This is a genomic window from Streptomyces sp. ICN903 (assembly GCF_022015835.1).
Lineage (GTDB): Bacteria > Actinomycetota > Actinomycetes > Streptomycetales > Streptomycetaceae > Streptomyces > Streptomyces fenghuangensis.
Genome location: NZ_JAKMAY010000030.1, coordinates 15,393 through 30,581 on the forward strand (window position 1 = coordinate 15,393; position 15,189 = coordinate 30,581).

A 15,189-nucleotide genomic window follows, 5' to 3' on the forward strand; every position below is an offset into this window, starting at 1 on the left:
AAACGTTACATCCTGAGCCTGCTTCAGGTTCCTCTCCTCTATTGACTTCAACTTTTGAAGGAATAGTCTCTGCATGGTCGGCCATGCCTTCAAACGGCGGCATGCGATTGCGCGTGCCGGGTAAAAGGCGGCAACCACTTGGCACCCCACCCGGCACCGCCGCCGGGGATCGCAGGAGTACACAACGTGACCAGCACCGCGCAGGTGAGGCCGGACGGACCGGGCGCCCCGGCCGGACGGCAGCAGCACCTCAGACACGTCGTCTTCATCGCCGCCGCGGCGGCGATGGGAGGCTTCCTCTTCGGCTACGACAGCTCCGTCATCAACGGTGCGGTCGAGGGCATCCGGGGCAGATTCGACGTCGCCTCCGGCGTGCTCGCGCAGATCATCGCCGCCGCCCTGATCGGCGCCGCGATCGGCGCCGCCACCGCGGGCCGGCTCGCCGACCGGCTCGGCCGCATCCGGGTGATGCAGATCGCCGCGGGGCTCTTCGCCCTCAGCGCCGTCGGCTCCATGCTTCCCTTCACCATGTGGGACCTGGCCTTCTGGCGGACCCTGGGCGGCGTCGCCATCGGCATGGCCTCGGTGATCGCGCCCGCCTACATCGCCGAGGTGGCCCCGGCCGAGTACCGCGGCCGGCTCGCCTCCTTCCAGCAGGCCGCGATCGTGCTGGGCATCGCCGTCTCCCAGCTGGTCAACTGGGGCGTGCTCAACCTCGCCGGCGGCGAGCAGCGCGGCAGCCTGCTGGGCGTGGAGGCCTGGCAGCTCATGCTCGGCATCGAGCTCGTCCCCGCCCTGCTGTACGGACTGCTGACCCTGCGCATACCCGAGTCCCCGCGCCACCTCGTCGCCCAGGGGCGCACGGACGAGGCCAGGGCCGTCCTCGCGGGCGTCGAGGCTCAGGGGAGCGACCTGGACGCCCGGATCGCCGAGATCCGCGAGCGCATGCGCGGCGAGCGCAGGCCGAGCCCGCGCGACCTGCTGGGAGGGCGCTTCGGCCTGCTGCCGATCGTCTGGGTGGGCATCGGCCTGTCGCTGTTCCAGCAGCTGGTCGGCATCAACGTGATCTTCTACTACAGCGCCTCGCTGTGGCAGTCGGTCGGCATCGACCCCGGCAGCTCGTTCTTCTACTCCTTCACCACCTCGATCATCAACATCGTCGGCACGGTGATCGCGATGCTCCTGGTGGACCGGGTCGGACGCAGGCCGCTGGCCCTGACCGGCTCCGCGGGCATGGCGCTCTCGCTGGGCGCCGCGGCCTGGGCCTTCTCCTTCAAGAGCGGTACCGGCGACGACATCACGCTGCCCGACGCCCAGGGCACGGTCGCGCTGATCGCCGCGCACTCCTTCGTGCTCTTCTTCGCCCTCTCCTGGGGCGTGGTGGTCTGGGTGATGCTCGGCGAGATGTTCCCCAACCGCATCCGCGCCGCCGCCCTCGGCGTCGCCGCCGGAGCCCAGTGGGTGGCGAACTGGCTGATCACCGTCACCTTCCCGAGCCTGTCGGACTGGAACCTGTCGGGCGCGTACGTCATCTACACCGTCTTCGCGGCCCTGTCGATCCCGTTCGTCCTGAAGTTCGTGCCGGAGACCAAGGGCAGGGCACTGGAGGAGATGGGCTGACCCGCCCCCCGGCCCCGCCCTCGCGGCGACGAGCGCCGTTCCGGCCCGCCCACGGGCCGGAACGGCGCTCGTCCGCTTCCTTGACCGATACTGGGACGCGTTGTGACTCCGGCTCCGAAGGAGCTTCTCGCCCGGCCCGAACGGCTCTGCGTCACGGGCAGACCCTGCCCGTGACGCAGGTAACTCTCTAGGGAACCATGGACATCCTCATTCTCGTTGTCGTCATCGCCGTGGTCGCCGTCGTGGCGATCGGCGGACTGGTGGTCACCGGCGTCCGCAGGAAGAAGACGCCACGGCTGGACCGCTCCGCACCGCCCCCGACCATCACCGCGCCCCCGACCGAACCGCAGGTCGGCGAGGAGGCCGGGCCTCCCCGCGCGGAGGAACGCCGCACCATCGAAGAGGTCGAGCTGCCGCAGCCCCCGGTCGGGGCGACGGACGCCGAGGCGGCGGCGCCCCCCGCGCCCCCGCAGCCGGAGGCCCCCGAGATCGAGGTGCCCGCGCCCACCGCCGGACGCCTGGTGCGGCTGCGCGAGCGCCTGTCGCGGTCCCAGAACACCCTGGGCCGCGGTCTGCTCACCCTCCTCTCCCGCGACCACCTCGACGAGGACACCTGGGAGGAGATCGAGGACACCCTGCTCACCGCCGACGTCGGCGTCGCCCCCACCCAGGAGCTGGTCGAGCGGCTGCGCGAGCGGGTGAGGGTGCTGGGCACCCGCACCCCCGCCGAGCTGCGCGCGCTGCTGCGCGAGGAGCTGCTGGCCCTGATCGGCACCGACCTGGACCGCACCGTCCACACCGAGGGCGGCGTGTCCTCCGAGGGCGTGGTGCGGCCGGGCGTGGTGCTGGTCGTCGGCGTCAACGGCACCGGCAAGACCACCACCACCGGCAAGCTCGCCCGTGTCCTGGTCGCCGACGGCAGGTCGGTCGTGCTCGGTGCCGCCGACACCTTCCGCGCCGCCGCCGCCGACCAGCTCCAGACCTGGGGCGAGCGCGTCGGCGCCCGCACCGTACGCGGCCCCGAGGGCGGCGACCCGGCCTCGGTCGCCTTCGACGCGGTCAAGGAGGGCATCGGCGAGAGCGCGGACGTGGTGCTCATCGACACCGCGGGACGGCTGCACACCAAGACCGGCCTGATGGACGAGCTGGGCAAGGTCAAGCGAGTGGTGGAGAAGCACGGCCCGGTGGACGAGGTCCTGCTGGTCCTGGACGCCACCACCGGCCAGAACGGGCTGATCCAGGCCCGGGTCTTCGCCGAGGTCGTGGACATCACCGGCATCGTGCTCACCAAGCTCGACGGCACGGCCAAGGGCGGCATCGTCATCGCCGTCCAGCGCGAGCTGAACGTCCCGGTCAAGCTCGTGGGCCTGGGCGAGGGGGCGGACGACCTGGCGCCGTTCGAGCCGGAGGCGTTCGTCGACGCCCTGATCGGCGACTGACGCACCGGGGACACCGGGCGCCCCGCCGCCGCGCACGGCCGAGGCCGCGGCGGGGCCCGGGCCCGGTCGCGGCGGGCCCGGAGGGTTCAGGAACCGGGCAGCTCGCGGTGGCAGACGTACGCCAGGGTGCCCAGCAGCAGCCTGGCCTGCGGGGGACGGCCGGCTCCCTCCAGCGTGGGCGGCCGCAGCCACCGGACCGGGCCGAGCCCGCCGAGGTCGGAGGGCGGAGCGGTGACGTGGTCGCCCGGGCCGAGACCGTGCAGATCGAGTACGGCGTCGTCCCAGCCCATCCGGTACAGCAGGCGGGGGAGGCCGGCGGCGGCGCCGGTGGCCACGAAGAACCAGGCGCGGCCGTGCGGGGTGACGGCGACCGGCCCGAGCGGCAGCCCCATCCGCTCCAGCCGGGCCAGCGCGCGGCGCCCGGCGGACTCGGAGACCTCGATGACGTCGAAGGCGCGGCCCACCGGCAGCAGCAGGGCCGCGCCCGGGACCCGCTCCCAGGCCGCGGTCGCCTCCTCCAGCGTCGCGCCGGCCGGTACCAGGAGCGACTCGTCCAGGGGGTGGGCGCCGGGGGAGGGGCACCGCGGGGTGCCGCAGGAGCACTCGGTCCGGCCGCCGACGCGCGTGGCACGCGCTCCCGGGACCACGTCCCAGCCCCACAGACCGGTGTACTCGGCCACCGCCGTGCACATCGGGGCGCGGCGGTGGCGCCGGGTGCCGGACCGCAACTCCCGGAGCTCCCGGATCTCGCGGATGCTGCCGATTGTGAAGCCCATGCCCCCTCCAACGGGTCCCGCGTGCTCTTGGTTACTAAACCGTCGCACAGAGCGACGCCGGGCGGTCCGGGTCGAAGCGGGGCGACGGGGTCTCTGTGAGGGGGCGCGCCGGTCTCCGCGCGCCCCCGGTGTGCATCGCTTCAACCGGTTGTGGCCGCCCTGGGTCAAGTGAACCGCGCGAAACACTGCTTGAGTTCATCCGAAGGGGTGGCGAATGGTGGCGGTTTTGCAATTTCACTCGCCACGTCAGTGATCGTAGGATTACTTTCGGTTCACACGGTGACACAGAGGCACGGAGAGACGCCCTGCGTGCGCCTATGCCAGAGGCATGCCGAGAGGGCATCCGAGGACAGGACGCGTACGGGCCGGGATGGGGGCGTTCCAGTGGGCGGCAACGGCAGCAGCGGCGGAGTCGGCACCGCCGGGAAGCGCCCGAACGGACAGCTCGCCTCGTGGTTCGCGCGCAGCGGCTGGTCCAAGGGAGAGCTGGCCCGGCAGGTGAACCGCCGCGCACGCCGGATGGGCGCACACCACATCTGCACCGACACCTCCCGGGTGCGCCGCTGGCTCGACGGCGAGCAGCCCCGCGAGCCGATCCCGCGCATCCTCTCCGAGCTGTTCTCCGAACGCTTCGGCCGCGTGGTCGCCGTAGAGGAACTCGGATTGCGCACTGCCCGCCCGACGGCCTCCGACGGCGGTGTGGACCTGCCCTGGACGGGTCCGCAGACCGTGGCGATGATCAGCGAGTTCTCGCGCAGCGACCTGATGCTGGCCCGCCGGGGCTTCCTCGGCACCTCCCTGGGCATGGCCGCGGGTCCCGCGCTGATCGAGCCGATGCAGCGCTGGCTGGTGCCCGCCCCCGCCGCCCCGGCGCCCGGCGAGCACTTCCCCGGCGCGTCGCCGGCCCCCGCCCGGGATCCCGGCGCGCGGGGCGACCGCGGGCTGTCGGGCCCGGAGCTGGAACTGCTGGAGCAGACGATCGTGATGTTCCGCCGGTGGGATGCCCAGTGCGGCGGCGGGCTGCGGCGCAAGGCCGTCGTCGGCCAGCTCCACGAGGTCACCGACCTCCTCCACGAGCACCACGCCGAGCCCGTGCGGCGGCGGCTGTTCCGCGTCACCGCCGAGCTGGCGGAACTGGCCGGCTGGATGAGCTACGACGTCGGGCTCCAGCCGACCGCGCAGAAGTACTTCGTCCTCGCCCTGCATGCCGCCAAGGAGGCCGGCGACCGGCCGCTGGGCTCGTACGTGCTCTCCGACATGGGCCGCCAGATGATCCATCTTGGCCGGCCCGAGGACGCGCTGGAGCTGGTGCATCTCGCACAGTACGGCGGCCGGGAGGACGCCACCCCCCGCACCCAGGCCATGCTCCACGCGGTGGAGGCGCGCGCGTACGCCAACATGGGGCGGCCCGACAAGTGCCACCGGGCGGTGCGGATGGCCGAGGAGACCTTCGCCGAGGCCGTCGAGGGGGACGGCGACCCGGACTGGATCGGCTTCTTCTCCGAGGCCGAGCTGAACGCCGAGAACGCCCACTCCTACCGGGACCTCGCCCATGTGGCGGGCCGCAGCTCCGCCTACCTCTCGCTCGCACAGCCGGCGATGCGCAAGGCCGTGGAGCTGTTCGGCCGCGAATGCGGCGGCGGCCGCGGCCACCAGCGCTCCTACGCCCTCAACCTCGCGGGCATGGCCAGTGTCCACCTGCTGCAGCGCGAACCCGAGCAGTGCGCCGAGATGGCCGGCCGGGCGCTGGCGGTGGCGAAACGTCTGCGTTCGGAACGGGTCGACAACCGCATCCGCAGGACCGTGGCCACGGCGGCCCGCGAGTTCGGGGACGTCGCGGAGGTCGCTGAGCTCACCGAGCGGCTCGCCGACGAGCTGCCCGAGCCCGAGGCCGCCCTCGCGGGCTGAGCGGGCCCGGAACCGCGCCGCCGGCCCGGCCTCCGTCCGCCGCCGTGCCCGTCCCACCGTCCCTTCCCGGCCGCCCTCCGCACGACCCCCGGGTTGTCATACGACCGTGCCGACCGGTCCGTACCGCGCCCGGACGGCACGGCCTTCGTGTCCGGCCGCGGCGGCGCGCCGCACCGGCGGCCGGGGGCCGGGCCGGCGGCGCGGTTCCGGCCCGCGGGCGTGTTCACCCGGGCGTAACAGAGGGCGCGCCTTCGTCACGGCGGCGAAACGCCGCGCCGCATCGGCGGAAACGGAGCTCCTGGAATCTGTGGCTCATCCTGATCCCCAGATCCGCCCCCACGGGTCGCGTACGCGAGGAGACGCCCACATTGAACGGCGCGGATACCGCTTTCGTACTGATCAGCGCGGCGCTGGTCATGTTGATGACGCCCGGCCTGGCCTTGTTCTACGGCGGCATGGTCCGGGTCAAGAGCGCACTGAACATGCTCATGATGTCCTTCATCTCCCTGGGCATCGTGAGCGTCCTCTGGGTCCTGTACGGCTACTCGCTCGCCTTCGGCACCGACACCGGCGGCCTGATCGGCAGCCTTGAGCACATCGGTCTGAGCGGCATCGGCACCGAGGCGCTGACCGGCGGCGACGAGGGCATCCCGGTCCTGGCCTTCGTCCTCTTCCAGCTGATGTTCGCCGTCCTGACGCCCGCCCTCATGAGCGGCGCCCTGGCCGACCGCGTGAAGTTCAGCGCCTGGGCGCTGTTCATCACGCTGTGGGCCACGGTCGTCTACTTCCCCGTCGCGCACTGGGTGTGGGCCGAGGGCGGCTGGCTGTTCGAGCTGGAGGTCATCGACTTCGCGGGCGGCACCGCCGTCCACATCAACGCCGGAGTCGGCGCACTGGCCGCCGTCCTGGTCGTCGGCAAGCGCATCGGTTTCAAGCGGGAACCCATGCGGCCCCACAGCCTCCCGCTGGTGGTGCTGGGCGCCGCCCTGCTGTGGTTCGGCTGGTTCGGCTTCAACGCCGGCTCCGCGCTGGGCGCCAACGGCACCGCCGCCACCATGGCCCTGAACACCCAGGTCGCCACCGCCGCCGCCATCCTGGGCTGGCTGCTGTACGAGCGGATCCGGCACGGCGCCTTCACCACCCTGGGCGCCGCCTCCGGAGCCGTCGCAGGCCTGGTCGCCATCACCCCCGCCGGCGCGCACGTGAACGCCGTGGGCGCGATCGTCATCGGCCTGGTGGCCGGTCTGGTCTGCTCCTGGGCCGTCAGTCTGAAGTACCGGCTCGGCTACGACGACTCCCTGGACGTCGTCGGAGTCCACCTCGTCGGCGGCGTCATCGGCACCCTGCTGGTCGGCGTTCTGGCCACGGGCGGTGTGGGCGGCCTCACCCAGCTGGGCAAGCAGGCAGCCGGGGCCTTCTCGGTGATGGCCTTCTCCTTCGCGGTCTCCTGGATCCTGGCCAAGCTGGTCGACGCGGTCATCGGCTTCCGGGCGAGCGAGGACGACGAGACCGCCGGACTGGACCAGGCGTACCACGCCGAGACCGCGTACGACTTCAGCGCGGTGGGCGGCTCGCCCGTCTCCCGCGGTGCCGCGGGAGGCCACGACGACAGCGCGACGGCCTCGCCGTTCGCGAAGGGGACCGACAAGAAGGTGGACGCGTGAAGCTCATCACCGCAGTCATCAAGCCGCACCGGCTCGACGAGGTCAAGGACGCCCTGCAGGCGTTCGGAGTGCAGGGACTGACCGTCACCGAGGCCAGCGGATACGGCCGGCAGCGGGGCCACACCGAGGTGTACCGCGGCGCCGAGTACACCGTCGACCTCGTCCCCAAGGTCCGGGTGGAGGTCCTGGTCGAGGACGAGGACGCCGAGCAGCTCCTCGACGTGGTCGTCAAGGCCGCCCGGACCGGCAAGATCGGCGACGGCAAGGTCTGGAGCGTCCCCGTCGAGACGGCGGTACGCGTCCGCACCGGCGAGCGCGGCCCGGACGCGCTGTGAGCCGGCCGGAGTGGGAGACCACATGACCACGGGATCCGGCGACCCCGGCAACTACGCGGCGGCCCGGCTGCGCCTCCTCGGTGGGGAAGCGCGGTCCGGGCCGCCGCGCCGCCGGGCCCTGTCCGGCCTCACCGACACCTGGCTCGCCTCGCTGCTGGGCGACGCGGGCGAGGGGATCGCGCTCGTGGCCGTCGGCGGCTACGGCCGAGGGGAGCTCTCCCCGCGCAGCGATCTGGACCTGCTACTGCTGCACACCGGACGCGACGCGCACGAGGTCGCCGCCCTCGCCGACCGCCTCTGGTACCCCGTGTGGGACCTGGGGATCGCCCTGGACCACTCGGTGCGCACCCCGCCGGAGGCGGAGAGGGCCGCGGCCGGCGACCTCAGAGTGCAGCTCGGACTGCTCGACGCCCGGCACATCGCCGGGGACCCGCAGCTCACCGCCGCCCTGCGCACCCGGATGCTCGCCCGCTGGCGCACCGGCGCCCACCGGCTGCTGCCCGAGCTGCGCGAGGCGTCCCTGGAGCGCGCCCGCCGCCACGGCGAGCTGCGTTTCCTCCTCGAACCCGACCTGAAGGAGGCCCGCGGCGGCCTGCGCGACGCCACCGCCCTGCGCGCGGTGGCCGCCTCCTGGCTGGCCGACGCACCCCGCGAGGGGCTGGACGAGGCACACCGCACCCTCCTCGACGTACGCGACGCCCTCCATCTGACCACCGGCCGTGCCACCGACCGGCTCGCCCTCCAGGACCAGGACCAGGTCGCCGCCGCCCTCGCGCTGGAGGACGCGGACGCGCTGCTGCGCCGCGTCTACGAGGCGGCCCGGGTCCTCTCCTACGCCTGCGACGTCACCTGGCGCGAGGTCGACCGGGTGCTGCGTGCCCGCCGCCCGGGGCTGCGGCGCGCCCGGCGGCCGGCCGAGCGCACCCCGCTGGCCGACGGTGTCGTGGTGCAGGACGGCGAGGTGGTGCTCGCCCGGACCGCGCGCCCCGAGCGCGACCCCGTGCTTCCGCTGCGTACCGCCGCGGCTGCCGCCCAGGCCGGGCTGCCGCCCTCGCGCCCCGCCCTGCGGAGGCTGGCCGCCGCGACGCCACCGCTTCCGGTGCCCTGGCCGGCCGAGGCCCGTGAGGAGTTCGTCACCCTCCTGGGAGCGGGCGAGGCCGCCGTCGGGGTGTGGGAGGCGCTGGACGCGGAGGGCCTGGTCACCGCCTGGCTGCCCGAGTGGGAACGGGTGCGCTGCCGCCCGCAGCGCAACCCCGTGCACCGCTGGACCGTCGACCGCCATCTGATCGAGACCGCCGCACGGGCCGGGGCGCACGTCCGCCGCGTCCGCCGGCCCGATCTGCTGCTGGTCGCCGCGCTGCTGCACGACATCGGCAAGGGCCGGCCCGGCGACCACAGCGTCGCGGGCGAGGCCGTCGTGCGCGACCTGGCGGCCCGGATGGGCTTCGGCGCCGCCGACACCGCGACCCTGGCCACCGTCGTCCGCCACCATCTGCTGCTGGCCGAGACCGCCACCCGGCGCGACCTGGACGACCCGGCCACCGTACGCACCGTGGCCGACGCCGTCGGCGACACCGGCACCCTGGAGCTGCTGCACGCGCTCACCGAGGCCGACGCCCTGGCCACCGGGCCGGCGGCCTGGTCCGCCTGGCGCGCGGGGCTCGTGGCCGATCTGGTGAGGCGCACCGGCGCGGTGCTGGAAGGGGAGGCGGCGGGGGCAGCCGAGGAGGCGGAGCGGCGGGAGCACCCCGCCCCACGGCCCACGGCCGGGGCCGAACGGCTGGCCGCGCAGGCGTGGCGCACCGGAGGGCCGGTGCTCTCCCTGCGCACCCGGGCCGGGACGCCGGCCGAGGCGGACCGGAGCGACCGGGCGGGCCGGGCGGGCTCCGCGGAGGGGGAGGCGGACCCGGAACCGGTCGGCGTCGAACTGCTTCTCGCCCTGCCCGACCAGCCCGGCGTACTGCCCGCCGCGGCCGGCGTCCTGGCCCTGCACCGGCTGACCGTGCGCGCCGCGGACCTGCGCGCCGTCGACCCCTTGGGAGAGGGGCGGGTGCTGCTGCTGAGCTGGCGGGTGGCCGCCGAGTACGGAACGCCGCCGCGGGCCGACCGGCTCCGCGCCGACCTGGTGCGCGCCCTGGCGGGCTCCCTGGACCTGACCGCCCGGCTCGCCGAGCGCGAGCGGGCCCACCTGGGCCGCGCCCGCCGGTACGGAGCCGGGGCCCCGCCGCCGAAGGTGACCGTCGCTCCGGCCGGGTCACGGCTGGCGACGGTCATCGAGGTGCGCGCCCAGGACGCCCCGGGGCTGCTGTACCGCATCGGAAGGGCCCTGGAGGACGCCGGCGTCACCGTGCGCAGCGCCCGCGTCGGCACCCTGGGCGCCAACGCGGTGGACGCCTTCTACGTCACCGGACCCGACGGCGCCCCGCTGCCGCCGCGCGAGGCCGCCGGTCTCGCGGCGGAACTGGAGCGGGCCCTGGGCGGCTGACCGGACCGCGGGCGGGCGGATACTCTTGGAGGTCGACCGCCGACACCGCCACCAACGCGAAGGATCCGCGACCGACGTGTTCGACACTCTCTCCGATCGCCTCACAGCGACGTTCAAGAACCTCAGGGGCAAGGGCCGTCTGAGCGAGGCGGACATCGACGCCACGGCGCGCGAGATCCGTATCGCCCTGCTGGAGGCGGACGTCGCCCTGCCCGTGGTCCGGGCCTTCATCAAGCAGGTCAAGGAACGCGCCCTGGGCGCCGAGGTCTCCAAGGCCCTGAACCCGGCCCAGCAGGTCATCAAGATCGTCAACGAGGAGCTGATCGGCATCCTCGGAGGCGAGACCCGCCGTCTGCGCCTCGCCAAGAACCCGCCGACGGTGATCATGCTCGCCGGTCTGCAGGGCGCGGGCAAGACCACGCTCGCGGGCAAGCTGGGCCGCTGGCTCAAGGCGCAGGGCCACGCCCCGCTGCTGGTCGCCTGCGACCTGCAGCGCCCCAACGCCGTCAACCAGCTCACCGTCGTCGCCGAGCGCGCGGGCGTCGGGATCTACGCGCCCGAGCCGGGCAACGGCGTCGGCGACCCGGTGAAGGTCGCCGAGGACTCCATCGAGTACGCCCGCGGCAAGCAGTACGACGTCGTCATCGTCGACACCGCCGGCCGCCTGGGCATCGACGCCGAGATGATGCGGCAGGCCGCGGACATCCGCGACGCCGTCCGCCCCGACGAGACCCTCTTCGTCGTCGACGCCATGATCGGCCAGGACGCGGTCAACACCGCCGAGGCGTTCCGCGACGGCGTCGGCTTCGACGGCGTGGTGCTCTCCAAGCTCGACGGCGACGCCCGCGGCGGCGCGGCCCTGTCGATCGCGCACGTCACCGGCCGCCAGATCATGTTCGCCTCCAACGGCGAGAAGCTGGACGACTTCGACGCGTTCCACCCGGACCGCATGGCGTCCCGCATCCTGGGCATGGGCGACGTCCTCAGCCTCATCGAGAAGGCCGAGCAGACCTTCAGCCGGCAAGAGGCCGAGCAGATGGCCGCCAAGCTGGCCAAGGGGCCCAAGGAGTTCACCCTCGACGACTTCCTGGCCCAGATGGAGCAGGTCCGCAAGATGGGCTCCATCTCAAAGCTGCTGGGGATGATGCCCGGAATGGGGCAGATCCGGGAGCAGATCAACGACATCGACGAGCGCGACGTGGACCGCACCGCCGCGATCATCAAGTCGATGACCCCGGCCGAGCGCACCGACCCCACGATCATCAACGGCTCGCGGCGGGCCCGCATCGCCCGCGGTTCCGGCGTGGACGTCAGCGCGGTGAAGAACCTCGTGGAGCGCTTCTTCGAGGCCCGCAAGATGATGTCGAGGATGGCCCAGGGCGGCATGCCGGGGATGCCCGGGATGCCGGGCATGCCGGGGGTGGGCGGCGCCCGGAAGAAGGGCAAGCAGCAGAAGAAGGCCAAGGGCAAGCAGCGCTCGGGCAACCCGATGAAGCGCAAGGCCGAGGAGCAGGCCGTGGCCGAGCGTCGCGCCGCGGGCCAGGGCGGCGCCTTCGGGCTGCCCGGCGGCCAGGGGCCGGAGGACTTCGAGCTGCCCCAGGAGTTCAAGGACATGCTCCCGCCCAAGTGACCGGGCACAGGACCGTCAGGGTGGCGCCGCCCGCCGCGTGCCGGCGGCGCCCTCAGGTCATGGCGACCACGTAGCGGAACAGGTTCCGCATCCACACGGTGCCGTCCGGGCGCACGTGCGGGCGCAGCGCCTCGGCCAGCTCCTTGGCGACCTGCTCCTCGTCCGTCGCCCGGACGGCCGCGTCGTACAGCCCGGTCGAGACCAGCCCGCGCACCGCGCTGTCCAGATCGGCGTAGCCGAAGGGGCACGCGACCCGGCCCGAGCCGTCGGGGCGCAGCCCGGCCCGTCGCGCCAGGTCCTCCAGATCGTCCCGGCCGCCCGGCCGCCAGCACCGGCCCGCCGCGCGCTCCGGCTCGGCCGGCCGCTGCGCCAGCCGCTGCGCCACCCGCAGCGCGGGGGCCGCCGCGCACCGCTCGGCCGGCCCCCAGCCCGCCAGCACCACCGGCACCCCCCGCCCGGCCGCCTGGGCCACCCGGGCGAGCACGGCGGCCTCCGGCAGGGCGTCGAAGGCTGTCACCAGCGTCGGCGGCGGCCCTTCGCGCAGCGCCGCGCCGTCCGGTCCGCCGTCCGGCCCGCCCGGCAGCACCCGCGCGGTCCAGTGCCGCGCGCCCCACTGCGGCTCCGGCAGCAGCCGCTGCCGGGCCAGCTCCAGGCGTGCCTCGTCGGTGTCCGTCCCCGTGACGGTCGCGCCCCGGGCCGCGGCCATCACCAGCGCCAGGCCCGAGCCGCAGCCCAGGCCCAGCACGTGGGAGTGCCGTCCGACCTCGAACCGCTCGTATACCGCCTCGTAGAGCGGAACCAGCATCCGTTCCTGAATCTCCGCCCAGTCCCGGGCGGGCCGCGGGAGGTGCCGCTGTGCGAGCGTGGGTGCCATCGCAACATCCCCATTCCGATGGAAGGATCGCCGGATAACCGGCCGCCGTCTCGTCCCCCGAGAGGTCCTGGAAGTCCCCGAAAGCCAGGGAACTGCGCATCTGTCCCCGAGTCCAGAGGGGCGCCGGGGTGTTTCCACCACGCTTGCCCGCGCGCACTCCTACGTTCCCCCGGCAGTCCGGTTCACGCATCCGCAGCAGACCGCCGTAACATGCGCGGCATGGCAAAGGCTCCCGTGCTCACCCCCCAGGCGGAGGACTTCCCGCGCTGGTACCAGGACGTGATCAACAAGGCCGGACTGGCCGACAACGGGCCGGTGCGCGGCACCATGGTCATCCGGCCGTACGGGTACGGCCTCTGGGAGCGGATGCAGCGGGAGATGGACGCCCGCATCAAGGCCGCGGGCGCCGACAACGCCTACTTCCCCCTGTTCATCCCCCAGTCCTACCTGACCAGGGAGGCCGAGCACGTCGAGGGCTTCGCCCCCGAGCTGGCCGTGGTCACGCACGGCGGGGGCAAGGAGCTGGAGGAGCCGGTGGTCGTCCGGCCGACCTCCGAGACGATCGTCAACGAGTACTTCGCCAAGTGGGTGCAGAGCTACCGAGACCTGCCCCTGCTGATCAACCAGTGGGCCAACGTGGTGCGCTGGGAAATGCGTCCGAGGGTCTTCCTGCGAACGAGTGAGTTCCTGTGGCAGGAGGGGCACACCGCCCACGCCACCTACGAGGAGGCGCGCGACTACGCCGCCCGCATCCACCGCGAGGTCTACGCCGACTTCATGGAGAACGTCCTGGCCATGGACGTCGTACTGGGCCGCAAGACGGCCAGGGAGCGCTTCGCGGGCGCCGTCAACACCCTCACCCTGGAGGGCATGATGGGCGACGGCAAGGCCCTGCAGATGGGCACCAGCCACGAGCTGGGCCAGAACTTCGCCAAGGCGTTCGACACCCGCTACCTGTCGAAGGACGGCGGGCGGGAACTGGTCTGGCAGACCTCCTGGGGCACCTCCACCCGGATGGTCGGCGGCCTGATCATGATGCACGGCGACGACGACGGCCTGCGGATCCCGCCGCGCCTGGCCCCCGTCCAGGCCGTCGTCCTGGCGATCAAGGGCGATGACGCGGTGCTGGCGAAGGTCCGCGAGGTCGGCGACCGGCTCGCCGCGGCCGGTGTCCGGGTGAAGGTGGACGACCGCACCGACACCCCCTTCGGCCGGCGGGCGGTGGACTGGGAGCTCAAGGGCGTGCCGCTGCGCGTCGAGATCGGCCCGCGCGACCTGGAGAGCGGCACCGCGATGCTGGTGCGCCGCATCGCCGGGGGCAAGGAGCCGGTGGCGGCCGACGCCCTGGCCGAGCTGTGCCCGAGGATCCTGGAGGAGGACCAGGCGCTGCTGCTGCGCCTCTCCCGCGAGCGCCGTGAGGCCCGCACCGCGGACGTGCGGACGGTGGAGGAGGCCGCCGAGGCCGCCGCCGGCGGCTGGGCCCGCATCCCCTGGGCCGATCTCGGCCCGGAGGGCGAGGCGCGGCTCGCGGAGCAGGGCGTCACGGTGCGCTGCCTGGTCGGCGAGGACGGATCGGTACCCGGGTCCGACGACGCCCCCGGTACGGTGGCCGTGGTCGCCCGCGCCTACTGAGAGCACCCCGGGGCATCACGGGGCGCCACGGGGGGAGCCGCGGGGCCCGGCCGTTCGGCCGGGCTCTCCGCCCCGGCCGGCCCCGCCCGGGCGGCTCCTCCCGGATCGGCAATACCCGTCCCGTCGGCGCGCATCAACCTGAACCGGCGGGTAGGTGCAAATTATTTGGGATGCCCCGTAATCGGAACACCGGGACACTCTGGCTCGTTGTGCACGACGTGAGCACGACACCACCTGTACTCGCCGCCGAGCTGGCACTCGCCTGGGCCGACATTCAACGGCACCACCCGGAGTTGCCCGACCTGGCCGCGCCCGAATCGCTGATCGGGGAGTCGTCGTCCGCCTGCGGCGCCGAGCTCTCCTTCGAACGGCTGCTCCACGAGGCCGTCCACGGGATCGCCGCCGCCCGCGGAGTCCGGGACACCTCGCGTGCCGGCCGCTACCACAACCGCCGCTTCCTGGCGATCGCCGAGGAGCTGGGCCTGGAGCACTCGGAGGAACCGCATCCGAGCAGCGGCTTCTCGCTGGTCGTGATGAAGCCCGAGACCAGAAGGCGCTACCGGCCCACCATCGAGAAGCTGCAGCGCGCCCTGCGCGCCCACAGCGCCGCCACCGCCACCGACACATCCCGCGCCTTCCGCGGCCCCGCCGCGCGGCACGGTTCGTCGGGCGGCGGGGTGCGGGTCAAGGCCGTGTGCGACTGCGGGCGCAACGTCCGGGTCGTACCGTCCGTACTGGCCCAGGCGCCGATCATGTGCGGGGCCTGCGGGAAGCCGTTCCGTATCCCGGACAAGGAGAAGGAGGCGGTCGGGGTGGGCTGAGGCGC

11 protein-coding genes are annotated in these 15,189 nt (G+C 73.6%); 9 read left to right on the forward strand and 2 right to left on the reverse strand.

Going from position 1 to position 15,189, the window contains the following annotated elements:
* The first annotated feature begins 186 nt into the window (after nt 1–186).
* Complete coding sequence (locus L7D48_RS05390) at nt 187–1,620, forward strand: sugar porter family MFS transporter (protein WP_237877724.1); 1,434 nt, start codon at nt 187–189, stop codon at nt 1,618–1,620.
* A gap of 197 nt (nt 1,621–1,817) precedes the next feature.
* Nucleotides 1,818–3,059: a signal recognition particle-docking protein FtsY gene (ftsY, locus tag L7D48_RS05395; protein ID WP_206349021.1), complete on the forward strand. Its 1,242-nt coding sequence runs from the start codon at nt 1,818–1,820 to the stop codon at nt 3,057–3,059.
* Between the two features lie 86 nt (nt 3,060–3,145).
* On the opposite strand, the gene L7D48_RS05400 is transcribed toward ftsY, so the two are convergent.
* Nucleotides 3,146–3,835, reverse strand: a complete 690-nt coding sequence (locus L7D48_RS05400) for a bifunctional DNA primase/polymerase (RefSeq protein ID WP_237877725.1) — start codon at nt 3,833–3,835, stop codon at nt 3,146–3,148.
* A gap of 384 nt (nt 3,836–4,219) precedes the next feature.
* On the opposite strand from L7D48_RS05400, the gene L7D48_RS05405 reads away from it, so the two are divergent.
* The 5 genes from L7D48_RS05405 (at nt 4,220) to ffh (ending at nt 11,857) form a co-directional block, all read left to right on the forward strand.
* A complete protein-coding gene (locus L7D48_RS05405) occupies nt 4,220–5,743 on the forward strand; it encodes a hypothetical protein (RefSeq protein ID WP_237877726.1) in 1,524 nt (507 codons plus the stop codon).
* Between the two features lie 368 nt (nt 5,744–6,111).
* The gene (locus L7D48_RS05410; RefSeq protein ID WP_237877727.1) at nt 6,112–7,407 is read left to right on the forward strand and encodes an ammonium transporter; all 1,296 of its coding nucleotides are present in this window, start codon (nt 6,112–6,114) and stop codon (nt 7,405–7,407) included.
* Nucleotides 7,404–7,742 (forward strand): P-II family nitrogen regulator, encoded by a 339-nt coding sequence (locus L7D48_RS05415; protein WP_093662123.1) that lies wholly within the window; start codon nt 7,404–7,406, stop codon nt 7,740–7,742. Before L7D48_RS05410 ends, L7D48_RS05415 begins: the two co-directional genes overlap by 4 nt.
* Before the next feature lie 22 nt (nt 7,743–7,764).
* The gene (locus L7D48_RS05420; RefSeq protein WP_237877728.1) at nt 7,765–10,227 is read left to right on the forward strand and encodes a [protein-PII] uridylyltransferase; all 2,463 of its coding nucleotides are present in this window, start codon (nt 7,765–7,767) and stop codon (nt 10,225–10,227) included.
* A gap of 76 nt (nt 10,228–10,303) precedes the next feature.
* The gene (gene ffh / locus L7D48_RS05425; RefSeq protein ID WP_237877729.1) at nt 10,304–11,857 is read left to right on the forward strand and encodes a signal recognition particle protein; all 1,554 of its coding nucleotides are present in this window, start codon (nt 10,304–10,306) and stop codon (nt 11,855–11,857) included.
* Nucleotides 11,858–11,909: 52 nt separating this feature from the next.
* Here the strand turns inward: ffh and L7D48_RS05430 are convergent, their stop codons facing one another.
* Nucleotides 11,910–12,731 (reverse strand): methyltransferase domain-containing protein, encoded by an 822-nt coding sequence (locus L7D48_RS05430; protein WP_237877730.1) that lies wholly within the window; start codon nt 12,729–12,731, stop codon nt 11,910–11,912.
* 219 nt (nt 12,732–12,950) lie between these two features.
* Between L7D48_RS05430 and proS the strand changes: the two genes are divergently transcribed.
* Together proS and L7D48_RS05440 are read left to right on the forward strand one after the other, a co-directional pair.
* A complete protein-coding gene (gene proS / locus L7D48_RS05435; protein ID WP_237877731.1) occupies nt 12,951–14,363 on the forward strand; it encodes a proline--tRNA ligase in 1,413 nt (470 codons plus the stop codon).
* A gap of 170 nt (nt 14,364–14,533) precedes the next feature.
* Nucleotides 14,534–15,184, forward strand: coding sequence for a hypothetical protein (locus tag L7D48_RS05440; RefSeq protein WP_237877732.1), 651 nt, complete (start codon nt 14,534–14,536; stop codon nt 15,182–15,184).
* The last annotated feature ends 5 nt before the right edge of the window (nt 15,185–15,189 follow it).

Excerpts from the sequence above, each read along its gene's own strand:
- ftsY (WP_206349021.1), top strand. The coding sequence starts at position 1,818 with ATGGACATCCTCATTCTCGTTGTCGTCATCGCCGTGGTCGCCGTCGTG.
- L7D48_RS05400 (WP_237877725.1), bottom strand. The coding sequence starts at position 3,835 with ATGGGCTTCACAATCGGCAGCATCCGCGAGATCCGGGAGCTCCGGGAG.
- L7D48_RS05420 (WP_237877728.1), top strand. The coding sequence starts at position 7,765 with ATGACCACGGGATCCGGCGACCCCGGCAACTACGCGGCGGCCCGGCTG.
- L7D48_RS05430 (WP_237877730.1), bottom strand. The coding sequence starts at position 12,731 with ATGGCACCCACGCTCGCACAGCGGCACCTCCCGCGGCCCGCCCGGGAC.
- proS (WP_237877731.1), top strand. The coding sequence starts at position 12,951 with ATGGCAAAGGCTCCCGTGCTCACCCCCCAGGCGGAGGACTTCCCGCGC.
- L7D48_RS05440 (WP_237877732.1), top strand. The coding sequence starts at position 14,534 with ATGCCCCGTAATCGGAACACCGGGACACTCTGGCTCGTTGTGCACGAC.